We start from the raw sequence: 12,923 nt of genomic DNA, 5'->3' as shown, positions 1-12,923 counted from the left end.
CCGTTCACGGACGCGGCCCTGCCGCGGCCGTCCCGCCGGCGCAAGCCGAACGCACAGGGGGCGGGCCGCCGCGGGCCGGGGCCCCCGGGGGGGGGCGGGGCCCGCGTCGGCTCCTGGCCTTCCCGTCGGCTCCCGGCCTCCCGCACGGCGCCCGGACCCGGCCGGTCCGGGAGCGGCTCTGTACGGACATCGCCGCGATCACTGTCAACACGCGTAAAAAGGGCGGGCCCCGGATCGGAATCCGGGGCCTGCCCTTGTGAACGCTGCCGACGCCTAAGGCGTACTACTGGCCGTCAGTTGTCGTCCTCGTCGATGAGGAAGCCACGCATCGGCGAGGGGGCCTGACCCATCGGCGACGGGCCCTGCGGCCGCACCGGAGCCATCGGCTGGGTCATCGCCGGGGACATCTGCTGCTGACCGCCGTAGGACGGACCAGCGGGGCCCGTCCCGCCCATGCCCTGGTTGCCGCCGTAGGACGGGGCGCTCGCGCCGGCCGGAGCCATGGAGGGCGCCGGGGACGGCGGGAGGGAGGCCGTGGCCGGGGTGCGCGGCGGGGCGAGGGAGTCGTCGGCCTGCGTCTCCAGCTGGCGCAGCTGGGACTCGAGGTACGACTTCAGGCGCGTGCGGTACTCGCGCTCGAAGCCGCGCAGGTCCTCGACCTTGCGCTCCAGCGTGGCGCGGGCGGACTCCAGGGAGCCCATCGCGACACGGTGCTTCTCCTGCGCGTCCCGCTCCAGGGCGTCGGCCTTGGCACGGGCGTCGCGCTCGAGACCCTCGGCACGCGAACGCGCCTCACCGACGATCTTGTTGGCTTCGGAGCGGGCCTCGGCGATCGCCTGGTCGGCGGTCTGCTGGGCCAGCGAGAGGACACGCGCGGCGCTGTCGCCGCCCGGGCCCTGACCGGGGCCGCCCATCGGACCGCCCATGGGGCCGCCCATCGGACCGCCCATCTGCTGCTGCATGGGGGGCTGGCCACCCATCGGACCCTGACCCATCGGGCCCTGGCCCATCGGACCCTGACCCATCGGGCCCTGGCCCATCGGACCCTGACCCATCGGGCCGGGACCCTGGGGACCGCCCTGACCGCCGCCGGGGCCGGCGGGCAGCTGCGGGGCACCGCTCGGCAGCTGGGGCGGGCCACCCATGGGGCCACCCATCTGCTGCTGCGGCGGGCCCGATATGCCGGCGGGTACCGGAGCGCCGGGTCCTCGCATGCCCTGCTGGGGCATCCCCTGCTGAGGCATGCCCTGCTGAGGCATCCCCTGCTGCTGCGGCGGCATCCCCTGCGGGCCGTCCTGCTGCTCCGGAGGCTTGCGCATGTTCTGCTGGTTCTGGGCAGCAGCGCGCGTGGCCGCGGCCAGTTTGGCGCGCAGGTCCTCGTTCTCGCGGAGAAGTCGGGTCAGTTCGGCTTCGACCTCGTCGAGGAAGGCATCGACCTCGTCCTCGTCATAGCCTTCTCGGAGGCGGACGGTCGTGAACTGCTTGTTCCGCACGTCCTCGGGGGTCAACGGCATCTCTTCACCTCAACGTAGTCGTCGGCATCGGCAAGACGGTAGTTCACATCGCTCACAGCCGGCTCACGATCGAGATCAGGATGTAGACGATGATCATCAGTACGAAGAAGGACAGGTCGAGCGCCACGCCCCCGAGACGCAGCGGCGGGATGACCCGCCGCAGAAGCTTGAGCGGTGGATCGGTGACAGTGTAGGTGGCCTCCAGAACGACCACCATCGCCTTGCCGGGCTGCCATGAGCGGGCGAACTGGAAGACGTAGTCCATGACCAACCGGAAGATGAGCACGATGAGGAACACCATCAGCGCGATGTAGACGACATCCAGGACCACGCTCATGTTCGGTGCTTCCCTCTCCCCTGCTTACGTGCTCTCGTAGTGCTTTTTCCGGTCGTGCGTCTCAGCTCTGGTTGAAGAACCCGCCCTCTGCGATGCGGGCCTTGTCCTCCGCCGTGACATCGACGTTAGCAGGCGACAACAGGAACACCTTCTGCGTCACCCGCTCGATGCTGCCGTGAAGACCAAACACCAAACCGGCCGCAAAGTCGACAAGTCGCTTCGCGTCTGTGTCGTCCATCTCAGTCAGATTCATGATCACCGGGGTGCCCTCACGGAAGTGTTCCCCGATGGTACGGGCCTCGTTGTAGGTCCGGGGGTGAAGCGTGGTGATCCGGTACGGCTCTCGTTCCGACACGACCTTGGGCATGATCACCGGTGCGTTCTTCTCCAGGGACTGACGTTCTTGTGTGATGGACGCCACGGGCGCGATCCGTGCCGGGCGTCCGGATTCCGCGGCGAGCGAAGTGGACCGGGCCACCGGTTCGCGCGGCGCGGGCGGCTGCACGATGCGCACCTCTTCGTCCCGTGGGGACTGATGTGCGCCGTGTGACTGGTGTGACGGCTCGTGCCGTCGGTGATCGCGTTCGGGCTCCGGATCCAGTTCGGGTTCGAAGTCGTCATCGGGGTCGAAGCCCCGGCCGTCGTACCCATCGTCCTCCACGAGGCCGAGGTAGACCGCCATCTTGCGCATCGCGCCGGCCATGCTCTGAGTCCTCCGCTCTGTGGTGGATCGGCTGACGACTGCCAAGTCCCGCGATCCACGTGGCCCTTCGCCCGCCTTCCGGCGGTAATGACCATATTTTCTGCTGTGGTCCGACTTCCTGGCGACGTTACCCGAGCCTGGGGCGGACTCCGAGTACCGCGGTGCCGACGCGTACATGTGTCGCCCCGGCCGCCACGGCGTCCTCGAGGTCCGCACTCATCCCTGCCGACACCATGGTGGCAGTCGGATGGGCTCTGCGCAGGTCGGTCGACAAAACCATCAACCGCTCGAACGCCGCCCGTTGACGCCCCGCGTACTCCCCGGTCAGAGGTGCGACGGTCATCAGTCCGTCAAGCCGCAGCCCCGGGGACGCGGCGACGAGTTCGGCCAACTCCCCGATCCCGCCGGGCGCCACGCCGCCCCGCTCCCCCCGCGCGCCCCCTCCCGCCGGAGGCTCCCCCGCGTCGAGCGCGACCTGGATCAGGCAGCCGACCTCGCGCCCGGCCCGCACGGCCTCCTTCGACAGGGCCGTCACCAGCCGGGAGCGGTCGACGGACTGCACGACATCCGCGTAACCGACCACGGAACGCACCTTGTTGGTCTGCAACTGGCCCACGAAGTGCCAGGAAAGGGGCAGATCCGCACAAGCCGCGGCCTTCGGCGCCGCGTCCTGGTCACGGTTCTCGGCGACGTGGCGCACCCCGAGTTCCGCCAGGGCCCGCACATCGCTCGCCGGGTACGTCTTGGTGACCACGATCAGGGTCACCTCCTCGCGCTCACGCCCGGCGGCCGCGCACGCGGCGGCGATGCGCTCCTCCACCTTCGCCAGGTTCCCGGCGAGTTCGTCCTTACGCTCCGTCATGCCCCATCAGTCCAGCCAGACATATCCCGCGAGTCGCCCCGTGGCGCGGTCGCGGCGGTACGAGAAGTGGTCCTGCGACTCCCGCGTGCACACCGGCGACCGCTCCCGGTCGTGCACCCCGAGCCGCTCGAGCTGCGCGTGCACCCCGGCGGTCACGTCGACCGCCGGCGTGCCCCAGCTCGTCTCGGCGTGCGCCGCCGGCTCCACGGCGGCCACCTCGGCGCGCATGGCCTCCGGCACCTCGTAGCACCGGCCGCAGACGGCGGGTCCGGTGCGGGCCACGATCCGGGACGGCTCGGCGCCGAGCCCCACCATCGCCTCCACGGCGGCGGGGACGACCCCGGCCACCATGCCGGGCCGGCCCGCGTGGGCCGCGGCGGCGACCCCGGCGACCGGGTCGGCGAGCAGGACGGGGGTGCAGTCGGCGGTCAGGACCGCGAGGGCGAGACCCCGCCGGGCCGTGACGACCGCGTCGACCTCGGGGACGGCACGCCCGCCCCACGGCGCGTCGACCTCGGCCACGCCCCTGCCGTGCACCTGGTTCATCCAGACGACCTGCGCGGGGTCCAGTCCGAGCGACTTGGCCGCCAGTTCGCGGTTGGTCCGCACGGCCTCGGGGTCGTCGCCGACCGCTCCGCCGAGGTTGAGCTCCTCATACGGAGCGGCGCTCACCCCGCCCCACCTGTCGGTGAAGGCGAAGTGCGCGCCGCTCACGTGTCCGCGCTGTCCTATCACTTCAGGAAGTCCGGCACGTCCAGTTCCTCGGCCGCGCTGTCCGAGTAGGCCCGGGACGGCGGGACCGGCGGCGGGGCGACCGGGGGGACGTCGGCCACCGGCTCGGGCGCCGGCTCCGGCTCCTCCTTCGGCGTCACGCTGCCGAGCGAGCCGAAGGTCGGGCGGCTCTCGGGCTGCCGTGCCGGGGCCGGCGGCTCCTCGCGGCGGGCCGGCGAGGACGAGGCCGATCCGAGGACGTTGTCCCGGCGGGTCGGCGGCTGACCGCCGTCGAAGCCGGCCGCGATGACCGTGACCCGGACCTCGTCGCCGAGGGCGTCGTCGATGACCGCGCCGAAGATGATGTTGGCCTCGGGGTGGGCGGCCTCGCTGACCAGCTGCGCGGCCTCGTTGATCTCGAACAGGCCGAGGTCGCTGCCGCCGGAGATGGACAGCAGCACGCCCCGGGCGCCGTCGATGGAGGCCTCCAGGAGCGGCGAGGAGATCGCCATCTCGGCGGCGGCCACCGCGCGGTCGTCGCCGCGGGCCGAGCCGATGCCCATGAGGGCCGAGCCCGCCTCGGACATGACCGACTTCACGTCGGCGAAGTCGAGGTTGATCAGACCGGGGGTGGTGATCAGGTCGGTGATGCCCTGGACACCGGAGAGCAGCACCTGGTCGGCCGACTTGAAGGCGTCCAGGACCGAGACCTGGCGGTCCGAGATGGACAGCAGCCGGTCGTTGGGGATGACGATGAGGGTGTCGACCTCTTCGCGGAGCTCGGCGATGCCGTCCTCGGCCTGGTTGGCCCGGCGCCGTCCCTCGAAGGTGAACGGGCGCGTGACCACGCCGATGGTGAGGGCGCCCAGGGAGCGTGCGATGTTGGCCACGACGGGCGCGCCGCCGGTGCCGGTGCCGCCGCCTTCACCGGCCGTCACGAAGACCATGTCGGCCCCCTTGAGGACCTCCTCGATCTCCTCGCGGTGGTCCTCGGCGGCCTTGCGGCCGACGGCCGGGTTGGCTCCGGCGCCGAGTCCGCGGGTGAGTTCGCGGCCGACGTCGAGCTTGACGTCGGCGTCGCTCATCAACAGCGCCTGCGCGTCGGTGTTGATGGCGATGAACTCGACGCCCTTGAGACCGACCTCGATCATCCGGTTGATGGCATTGACACCACCGCCGCCGACACCGATGACTTTGATGACTGCGAGGTAGTTCTGCGGTGCTGCCACGTCGAAGGCCTCTCGCCTCGAGTTACGTGTCGCCGGCTCACGGGACGCTCTGCGCTCCGCGTTCCGGCGACTGATGCCGAATGGGACGGTCCGTTTCGCCGACCCGAACCCTAACGCTGAAGTTTAGGGTTACCAGTGTGTCTGTTCCTTGGAGTCTTCTGAACAGGACACTAAGTCGACAAGTGGCGCCCGTTCAACGAACACGCCGAACCTCCCGTTTTTCTTTTCACCCTATGTGATCAGCCGTGTCACTGCCCAACCAGGGTGCTGGCCTGCGCGGATGCGCGTCAACTCCCTGATGACGCGGGCGCCGTGGGAACACTGACATCGAAGTGCCGGGCGTCCGGGGAGGCTTTCATGACGGCGACGAGGGTACGGGCCTTCGCGGATCCCTTCTCGGCGCTCCCCCACGCGACCGTGCGGCCGCCGCTCAACTCCAGCGTGATGTCGTCGTAGGAACGGACCTTGACGCCCCGGGTGTCCCGCGCGACGGCGGCCGGGAGCGCGCCGACGGCCCGCACCGCCTCGCGCACCAGCCGGTCCGCGCCGAAGCGGCGCAGGCTCGCGGAGGCGGAACTCGAGGGAGTCGTCTCCAGGGCGAGGAGGGGGACACCCCTCAGAGCCGTGGAAATCGTGGCGAACCGGACTCCTTCGTCGTCCACTTCCACGAAGTCGCGCCCCTTGCGCACCAGGAGGACCGGCTTGCGTTCGGTCACCTTCAGGCCGATTCCGTGCGGCCAGGAGCGGACCACGTCGACCGAGTCGATCCGGGGCAGTTCCGCGCGCAGACGGGTCTCGATCGCGTCGGTGTCGACGGAGACGAGCGGCGCGCCGACCGGGACGTCGGCCGCCTCGCGCACCTGCTGCGACGACAGGACGCGCGTGCCGGAGACGGAGACGCGCTCCACGCGCAGCCACTGCGAGCCGTACAACACCCAGACGCCGCCCGCCCCGAGGAGGACGAGGGCCAGCGCAAGGATGATGATCCTACGAAGGCGAGGGGTGCCCAGCTTCCGGACGAGGGGCGGGCCGGACGACTCCTGCTGGCGTGCACCGCGTTCGGCGGTGGTGGGTCCGGCCACGCTCCCTGCCCTTCGTTCACCGGGCCCCAGCCGCGCGCGGGGCCCCTCGTGCCGTCGTGCCTAGCGATGCGCGGCGATCGCCTCGTACACCATGCGGACGAGCAGCTCGTCCGCGTCCCGGCGGCCGAACTCCCCGGCGGCTCGGGACATCTCGTACAGCCGGTGCGGGTCGGCGAGCACGGGCAGGACGTTCTCCCGGACCCACTCGGGGGTCAGTTCCGCGTCGTCGACCAGGAGACCGCCGCCGGCCTTGACCACCGGCTGGGCGTTCAGCCGCTGCTCTCCGTTGCCGATGGGCAGCGGGACGTAGGCGGCCGGGAGTCCGACGGCGGAGAGTTCGGCGACGGTCATCGCGCCCGCACGGCAGAGCATCATGTCGGCCGCGGCGTACGCGAGATCCATCCGGTCCACGTAACTTACCGGGATGTACGGGGGCATTCCCGGCATCTGCTGGACGTGCGGCAGTTCGTTCTTCGGGCCGACCGCGTGCAGGATCTGGATGCCGGCCTGCTGGAGCCACGGGGCGACCTGCTGGACGACCTCGTTGAGGCGGCGGGCGCCCTGCGAGCCGCCGGAGACGAGCAGCGTCGGCAGGTTCGGGTCGAGGCCGAACATCGCGCGCGCCTCGGGGCGCACGGCGGCGCGGTCCAGGGTGGCGATGGAGCGGCGCAGCGGGATGCCGATGTAGCGCGCGTTGCGGAGCTTGCTGTCCGGGGTGGAGACGGCGACCTGGGCGGCGTACCGGGAGCCGATCTTGTTGGCCAGGCCGGGACGGGCGTTGGCCTCGTGGATGACGATCGGCACGCCCAGGCGCTTGGCGGCGAGGTAGCCGGGCAGGGCCACGTAGCCGCCGAAGCCGACGACGGCGTCCGCCTTGGTGCGCTCCAGGATCTGCTCGGTCGCCTTGATCGTGCCGCGCAGCCGGCCCGGCACGGTGATCAGCTCGGGCGTGGGCTTGCGCGGCAGCGGCACCGCGGGGATCAGCGCGAGCTCGTAGCCCCGCTGGGGCACGAGCGTGGTCTCCAGGCCGCGCTCGGTGCCCAGGGCCGTGATCCCCACGGTGGGGTCCTGCCTGCGCAGGGCGTCCGCGAGGGCGAGCGCGGGCTCGATGTGGCCGGCGGTCCCCCCACCAGCGAGTACGACATGCACCGAAATTCACCGCTCTCCGGACGGACGCGCCGCCGAGGCACGCCGTCGCATCGTGTTCCATCTCCGGGGCTCCCTGACGGAAGCGGAACCCCCGGCCCCCCGCTTTCTACCAAAGCGGGAGTGCCGCATCGCAAGCGCCGCCCGCGCAGCGGGCTCGTCGCGCGCGAAGGCGATCAGCAGCCCGATGGCGAACATGGTCGGCAGCAGGGCGGACCCTCCGTAGGAGAACAGCGGGAGGGGGACGCCGGCGATCGGCAGCAGGCCGAGCACCGCACCGATGTTGATCACGGCCTGGGCCGTGATCCAGGTGGTCACGCCTCCCGCGGCATACCTCACGAACGGGTCCTCCGTGCGTCCGGCCACGCGGATACCCGCATAGCCTAGAGCCGCGAACAGGGCGAGGACGGACAGCGTCCCCGCCAGACCCAGTTCCTCACCGGTGACGGCGAAGATGAAGTCGGTGTGGGCTTCGGGGAGTTGTCCCCATTTCTCCACACTCGCCCCCAGTCCGGAGCCGAAGATCCCGCCGGACGCGAGGGCGTAGATTCCGTGCACGGCCTGCCAGCAGGCGTCGCCCGGCCCGGGGTCGGTGGCGCCGATGCACTGGAGGCGGGCCATCCGGTTCGGGCTGGTCTTGATGAGGATCACGCCGATCGCGGCCGCGACCGAGAGCACGCCGACGAAGAGGCGGGTGGGCGCGCCCGCCAGCCACAGCAGGCCGAACAGGATCGCCGTCAGGATGATCGCCGTCCCCATGTCGCCGCCGAGCATGATCAGTCCGAGCAGCATGAAGGCGACCGGGACGAGCGGCACCAGCATGTGCTTCCACTGGGTCAGCAGCCTCTTGTCCTGCTTGCGGGCGAGCAGGTCGGCGCCCCACAGCACGAGCGCCAGCTTGCCGAACTCGCTGGGCTGGATCTGGAAGGAGCCGCCGAGCGAGATCCAGTTCTGGTTGCCGTTGACCGACATCCCTATCCCCGGCACCTGCACCAGGGCCATCAGGAAGACGGCGCCGGCGATGATCGGGTAGGCCAGCGCCCGGTGCAGCTTCACCGGCATCCGGGAGGCGGCCAGCAGCAGCGCCCCGCCGATGACCGCGGCCAGGAACTGCTTGCGGAAGAAGAACGACCCCGGCAGCGACATCTGCAGCGCGGTGATCTGCGAGGCCGAGTAGACCATCACCAGGCCCAGCACGGTGATCAGCAGACTGCCGCCGAAGATCAGGTAGTAGGCCGTCAGCGGCCGGTCCCAGGCCTTGCGCGCCCGCGTGTGGAGCCGGCGGACGGGGTTGTCGCGGACCGGCCGGGAGGTGGCGGGACGCCGCCGGGCCGGCCGCTGCACGGGCGGCCGGCCGGTACGGCTACCGGGCATCGCCGGCTCCGGTGCTGAAGGTCGACCTCGACGGTCCCACGCGTCCCTCCCAAGGTCCGCCCGGCAGGCGGCCGGGTCAGGCGCCGAGTTCGCGAACGGCCTCCGCGAACGCGTCACCGCGCTGGTTGTAGTTGGCGAACATGTCCATGGAGGCGCAGGCCGGGGCCAGCAGCACCGTGTCGCCGGGCCGCGCGAGCCGCCGGGCCTCCTGGACGGCCTGGAGCATCGCCCCAGTGTCGGTCCGGTCGAGGTCGACGACGGGTACTTCCGGGGCGTGTCGCGCGAGGGCGTCCCGGATCAGCGCCCGATCGGCACCGATGAGGACGACCCCGCGAAGCCGCCCGGCGGACTCGGCGACCAGCTCGTCGAAGGTCGCGCCCTTCGCGAGTCCGCCCGCGATCCACACGATCGGCTCGTAGGCCGCCAACGAGGCCTGTGCCGCGTGGGTGTTGGTGGCCTTGGAGTCGTCGACGTACGCGACGCCGTCCACGTCGGCGACGTGGGCGATGCGGTGGGCGTCCGGGGTGAAGGCCCGCAGACCGTCCCGAACGGCCCTGGCGGGCACGCCGAAGGCGCGCGCGAGGGCCGCCGCCGCAAGGGCGTTGGCGATGTTGTGCGGCGCCGGCGGGCGCACGTCGGAGACCTCGGCGAGCTCCTGGGCGTTCTTCTGCCGGTTCTCGACGAAGGCGCGGTCGACCAGGATGCCTTCCACCACGCCGAGTTGGGAGGGTCCGGGCGTGCCGAGGGTGAAGCCGACGGCCCGGCAGCCCTCCTCGACGTCGGCCTCGCGCACCAGGTCCTCGGTGGCCTTGTCGGCCACGTTGTAGACGCAGGCGACCCGGTTGCCCTCGTAGACACGGCCCTTGTCGTGGGCGTACGCCTCCATGGAGCCGTGCCAGTCGAGGTGGTCGGGGGCGAGGTTGAGCACGGTGGCCGAGTGGGCGCGCAGGGAGGGCGCCCAGTGCAGCTGGTAGCTGGAGAGCTCCACGGCGAGGACGTCGTACCGCTCCTCGCCGAGGACCGCGTCCAGCAGCGAGACGCCGATGTTGCCGACGGCCGCCGTGCGCAGGCCGGCCGCCTTCAGGATGGACGCCAGCATCTGCGTGGTGGTCGTCTTGCCGTTGGTGCCGGTGACGCACAGCCAGGGGGCCGCGTCGGGGCCCCGCAGGCGCCAGGCGAGTTCGACGTCGCCCCAGACCGGCACCCCGGCCTCGTGCGCCGCGGCGAACAGCGGCTTGTCCGGCTTCCAGCCGGGGGCGGTGACGATCAGCTCGGTGCCCTCGGGCAGGGTCGCCCCGTCGCCGAGGCGCACGGTGATGCCGAGCGCCTCCAGTTCGGCCGCCTGGGCCCGTGCCCGTTCGTCGTCGCCGTCGTTGACGACGGTGACCTCCGCGCCGAGCCCGTGCAGCACCTTGGCCGCCGGGATGCCGGAGACGCCGAGTCCGGCGACGGTGACGTTCTTCCCCTGCCAGTCGGTCACTTGTCCGCTGCCCATCCCGCGTAGAAGAGACCCAGTCCGACGATGACGCAGATGCCCTGGATGATCCAGAAGCGAACCACGACGAGGACTTCGGACCAGCCCTTGAGTTCGAAGTGGTGCTGGAGCGGCGCCATGCGGAAGACGCGCTTGCCGGTCAGGCGGAACGAGCCGACCTGGATGACCACCGACATGGTGATGAGGACGAACAGGCCGCCCAGGATGGCCAGCAGGAGCTCGGTGCGGGAGCAGATCGCCAGACCCGCGAGCACACCGCCGAGCGCGAGCGAACCGGTGTCGCCCATGAAGATCTTGGCCGGCGAGGTGTTCCACCACAGGAAGCCGAGGCAGGCGCCCATCAGCGCCGCGGAGACGACCGCGAGGTCGAGCGGGTCGCGCACCTCGTAGCAGGCGCCCGGGTTGGTCAGCGTCTCGCCGTTGGCGCAGGACTCCTGGTACTGCCACACGCCGATGAAGGTGTACGCGCCGAAGACCAGGACGGACGCGCCGGTGGCGAGGCCGTCGAGACCGTCGGTGAGGTTCACGCCGTTCGACATCGCGAGGATCATGAACAGCGCCCAGACCACGAAGAGCACCGGGCCGATGGTCCAGCCGAAGTCCGTGATGAAGGACAGCTTCGTGGACGCCGGGGTGTTGCCGCGGGCGTCCGCGAACTGGAGCGAGAGCACGGCGAAGGCGATGCCGCCGAGCAGCTGGCCGGCCATCTTCGCCTTGGCCCGCAGGCCCAGCGAGCGCCGCTTGACGATCTTGATGTAGTCGTCCAGGAAGCCGACCAGGCCCATGCCGAACATCAGGCCGAGCACGAGCAGACCGGAGTAGGTCGGCGGCTTGCCCGTGATGAGCTTCGACAGGAAGTACGCGGCGATCGTCGCCAGGATGAAGGCGATGCCGCCCATGGTCGGCGTACCGCGCTTGCTGGCGTGCTCGCGCGGGCCGTCGTCACGGATGTACTGGCCGTAGCCCTTGCGCGCGAGCAGCTTGATCAGCAGCGGCGTGCCGATCAGCGTCAGGAAGAGGCCAATGACGCCCGCGAACAGGATCTGCTTCATCATCGGGCGGAAACCTCACCCTCGGCACCGGTCGCGAGCAGCGCCTGCGCGACGCTCTCGAGACCGACCGAACGGGACGCCTTCACGAGGACGACGTCTCCCGGGCGCAACTCGCTGCGCAACAGGTCGACCGCCGCCTGTGCGTCGGACACGTGCACCGACTCCTCACCCCACGAACCCTCGTTATATGCGCCCAGTTGCAGCCAGGCGGCTTCCCTGCCGCCGACCGCGACGAGCTTGCCGACATTGAGCCGGACGGCGAGCCGCCCGACCGCGTCGTGCTCGGCGAGAGCCTCGTCCCCGAGCTCGGCCATCTTGCCGAGCACCGCCCAGGTCCGCCGCCCCCTGCCCATGGCCGCCAGCGCGCGCAGCGCGGCCTTCATCGACTCGGGGTTCGCGTTGTAGGCGTCGTTGACGATCGTCACGCCGTCCGGGCGCTCGGTGACCTCCATCCGCCAGCGGGAGAGGGAGCCCGCCTCGGAGAGCGCGGTGGCGATCTCTTCCGCGGACATGCCCAGCTCATGGGCGACGGCGGCCGCGGCGAGCGCGTTCGACACGTGGTGCTCACCGTACAGGCGCATGGTCACATCGCTTGCACCGGAGGGTGTGTGAAGCCTGAAGGCGGGCTGTCCGCTGTCCGTGAGTCGCACGTTCTCGGCGCGTACGTCCGCTTCGCCGGACTCTCCGAAAAGAAGCACCTTCGCCGTCGTTCGGGAGGCCATGGCCCGTACCAGGGGGTCGTCGGCGTTGAGGACCGCGACGCCGCCCTCCTCGGCCGGGGGGAGGCTCTCGACGAGCTCGCCCTTCGCCTGGGCGATCTGCTCGCGGCCGCCGAACTCGCCGATGTGCGCGCTGCCGACGTTGAGGACGAGACCGATCCTCGGCGGGGTCAGGCCGGTGAGGTACCGGATGTGGCCGATGCCGCGGGCGCCCATCTCCAGCACGAGGAACTTCGTCTCCTCGGTGGCGGACAGGGCGGTCAGCGGCAGCCCGATCTCGTTGTTGAGGGAGCCGGGCGTGAAGACGGTCGGCGCCTTGCGCCCCAGCACCTGGGCGATGAGGTCCTTGGTGCTGGTCTTGCCGGCCGAGCCGGTGAGCGCGACGAGGGTCGCGCCGAGCCGGTGGACGACGTGGCGGGCCAGGGCGCCGAGCGCCGTCTGGACGTCGTCCACGACGATCGCGGGCACGCCGACGGGGCGCGACGCCAGCACGGCCGCCGCGCCCGCTTCCACGACCGCGTGGGCGAAGTCGTGGCCGTCGACGCGCTCACCGGCGAAGGCGACGAAGAGGCTGCCGGGCTCCACTTCACGGGAGTCCCGGACGACGGGCCCGGTGACCTGCGCGGTCGGATCCGGTATGTCGTACGTCTGCCCGCCGACGACTGCTGCGATCTCGGCGAGGGAGAGGGCGATCACAAG

Annotated in this window: 12 protein-coding genes; all 12 read right to left on the bottom strand. The window is 71.1% G+C overall.

Translation table 11 applies throughout. The annotated features are described in order from the left end of the window. Positions 1-293: 293 nt before the first annotated feature. The gene (locus ACH4F6_RS34965) at positions 294-1,514 is read right to left on the bottom strand and encodes a DivIVA domain-containing protein (RefSeq protein WP_397964406.1); all 1,221 of its coding nucleotides are present in this window, start codon (positions 1,512-1,514) and stop codon (positions 294-296) included. A 52-nt stretch (positions 1,515-1,566) separates the two neighbouring features. Then, complete coding sequence (locus tag ACH4F6_RS34960; RefSeq protein WP_020129925.1) at positions 1,567-1,851, bottom strand: YggT family protein; 285 nt, start codon at positions 1,849-1,851, stop codon at positions 1,567-1,569. A 61-nt stretch (positions 1,852-1,912) separates the two neighbouring features. Further along, positions 1,913-2,554 (bottom strand): cell division protein SepF, encoded by a 642-nt coding sequence (gene sepF, locus ACH4F6_RS34955; RefSeq protein WP_397964405.1) that lies wholly within the window; start codon positions 2,552-2,554, stop codon positions 1,913-1,915. A 127-nt stretch (positions 2,555-2,681) separates the two neighbouring features. After that, positions 2,682-3,416: a YggS family pyridoxal phosphate-dependent enzyme gene (locus ACH4F6_RS34950; RefSeq protein ID WP_397964404.1), complete on the bottom strand. Its 735-nt coding sequence runs from the start codon at positions 3,414-3,416 to the stop codon at positions 2,682-2,684. Between the two features lie 6 nt (positions 3,417-3,422). Next, a complete protein-coding gene (gene pgeF / locus ACH4F6_RS34945; protein ID WP_397964403.1) occupies positions 3,423-4,151 on the bottom strand; it encodes a peptidoglycan editing factor PgeF in 729 nt (242 codons plus the stop codon). Next, positions 4,148-5,356 (bottom strand): cell division protein FtsZ, encoded by a 1,209-nt coding sequence (gene ftsZ / locus ACH4F6_RS34940; RefSeq protein ID WP_397964402.1) that lies wholly within the window; start codon positions 5,354-5,356, stop codon positions 4,148-4,150. Before ftsZ ends, pgeF begins: the two co-directional genes overlap by 4 nt. Positions 5,357-5,643: 287 nt before the next feature. Continuing rightward, the gene (locus ACH4F6_RS34935; protein ID WP_397964401.1) at positions 5,644-6,438 is read right to left on the bottom strand and encodes a cell division protein FtsQ/DivIB; all 795 of its coding nucleotides are present in this window, start codon (positions 6,436-6,438) and stop codon (positions 5,644-5,646) included. Between the two features lie 60 nt (positions 6,439-6,498). Then, positions 6,499-7,587: an undecaprenyldiphospho-muramoylpentapeptide beta-N-acetylglucosaminyltransferase gene (gene murG, locus ACH4F6_RS34930; protein WP_397964400.1), complete on the bottom strand. Its 1,089-nt coding sequence runs from the start codon at positions 7,585-7,587 to the stop codon at positions 6,499-6,501. 6 nt (positions 7,588-7,593) lie between these two features. Then, positions 7,594-8,958 carry a putative lipid II flippase FtsW gene (gene ftsW, locus ACH4F6_RS34925; protein ID WP_397964399.1) on the bottom strand — a complete coding sequence of 455 codons (1,365 nt, stop codon included), beginning with the start codon at positions 8,956-8,958 and terminating at the stop codon, positions 7,594-7,596. A 76-nt stretch (positions 8,959-9,034) separates the two neighbouring features. After that, positions 9,035-10,453, bottom strand: a complete 1,419-nt coding sequence (murD, locus tag ACH4F6_RS34920) for a UDP-N-acetylmuramoyl-L-alanine--D-glutamate ligase (protein WP_397964398.1) — start codon at positions 10,451-10,453, stop codon at positions 9,035-9,037. Further along, positions 10,435-11,508: a phospho-N-acetylmuramoyl-pentapeptide-transferase gene (gene mraY / locus ACH4F6_RS34915; RefSeq protein ID WP_397964397.1), complete on the bottom strand. Its 1,074-nt coding sequence runs from the start codon at positions 11,506-11,508 to the stop codon at positions 10,435-10,437. The genes murD and mraY overlap by 19 nt, the downstream gene beginning before the upstream one ends. Continuing rightward, positions 11,505-12,920, bottom strand: a complete 1,416-nt coding sequence (murF, locus tag ACH4F6_RS34910) for a UDP-N-acetylmuramoyl-tripeptide--D-alanyl-D-alanine ligase (protein WP_397964396.1) — start codon at positions 12,918-12,920, stop codon at positions 11,505-11,507. Before murF ends, mraY begins: the two co-directional genes overlap by 4 nt. Positions 12,921-12,923 lie beyond the last annotated feature (3 nt).

This window comes from Streptomyces sp. NPDC017936, assembly GCF_044328485.1.
Lineage (GTDB): Bacteria > Actinomycetota > Actinomycetes > Streptomycetales > Streptomycetaceae > Streptomyces.
Note: the sequence above shows the minus strand (reverse complement) of the source record. Positions and strands in the feature narration are given on the sequence as shown.

Excerpts from the sequence above, each read along its gene's own strand:
- ACH4F6_RS34965 (WP_397964406.1), bottom strand. The coding sequence starts at position 1,514 with ATGCCGTTGACCCCCGAGGACGTGCGGAACAAGCAGTTCACGACCGTC.
- ACH4F6_RS34960 (WP_020129925.1), bottom strand. The coding sequence starts at position 1,851 with ATGAGCGTGGTCCTGGATGTCGTCTACATCGCGCTGATGGTGTTCCTC.
- sepF (WP_397964405.1), bottom strand. The coding sequence starts at position 2,554 with ATGGCCGGCGCGATGCGCAAGATGGCGGTCTACCTCGGCCTCGTGGAG.
- ACH4F6_RS34950 (WP_397964404.1), bottom strand. The coding sequence starts at position 3,416 with ATGACGGAGCGTAAGGACGAACTCGCCGGGAACCTGGCGAAGGTGGAG.
- ftsW (WP_397964399.1), bottom strand. The coding sequence starts at position 8,958 with ATGCCCGGTAGCCGTACCGGCCGGCCGCCCGTGCAGCGGCCGGCCCGG.
- murD (WP_397964398.1), bottom strand. The coding sequence starts at position 10,453 with ATGGGCAGCGGACAAGTGACCGACTGGCAGGGGAAGAACGTCACCGTC.
- mraY (WP_397964397.1), bottom strand. The coding sequence starts at position 11,508 with ATGATGAAGCAGATCCTGTTCGCGGGCGTCATTGGCCTCTTCCTGACG.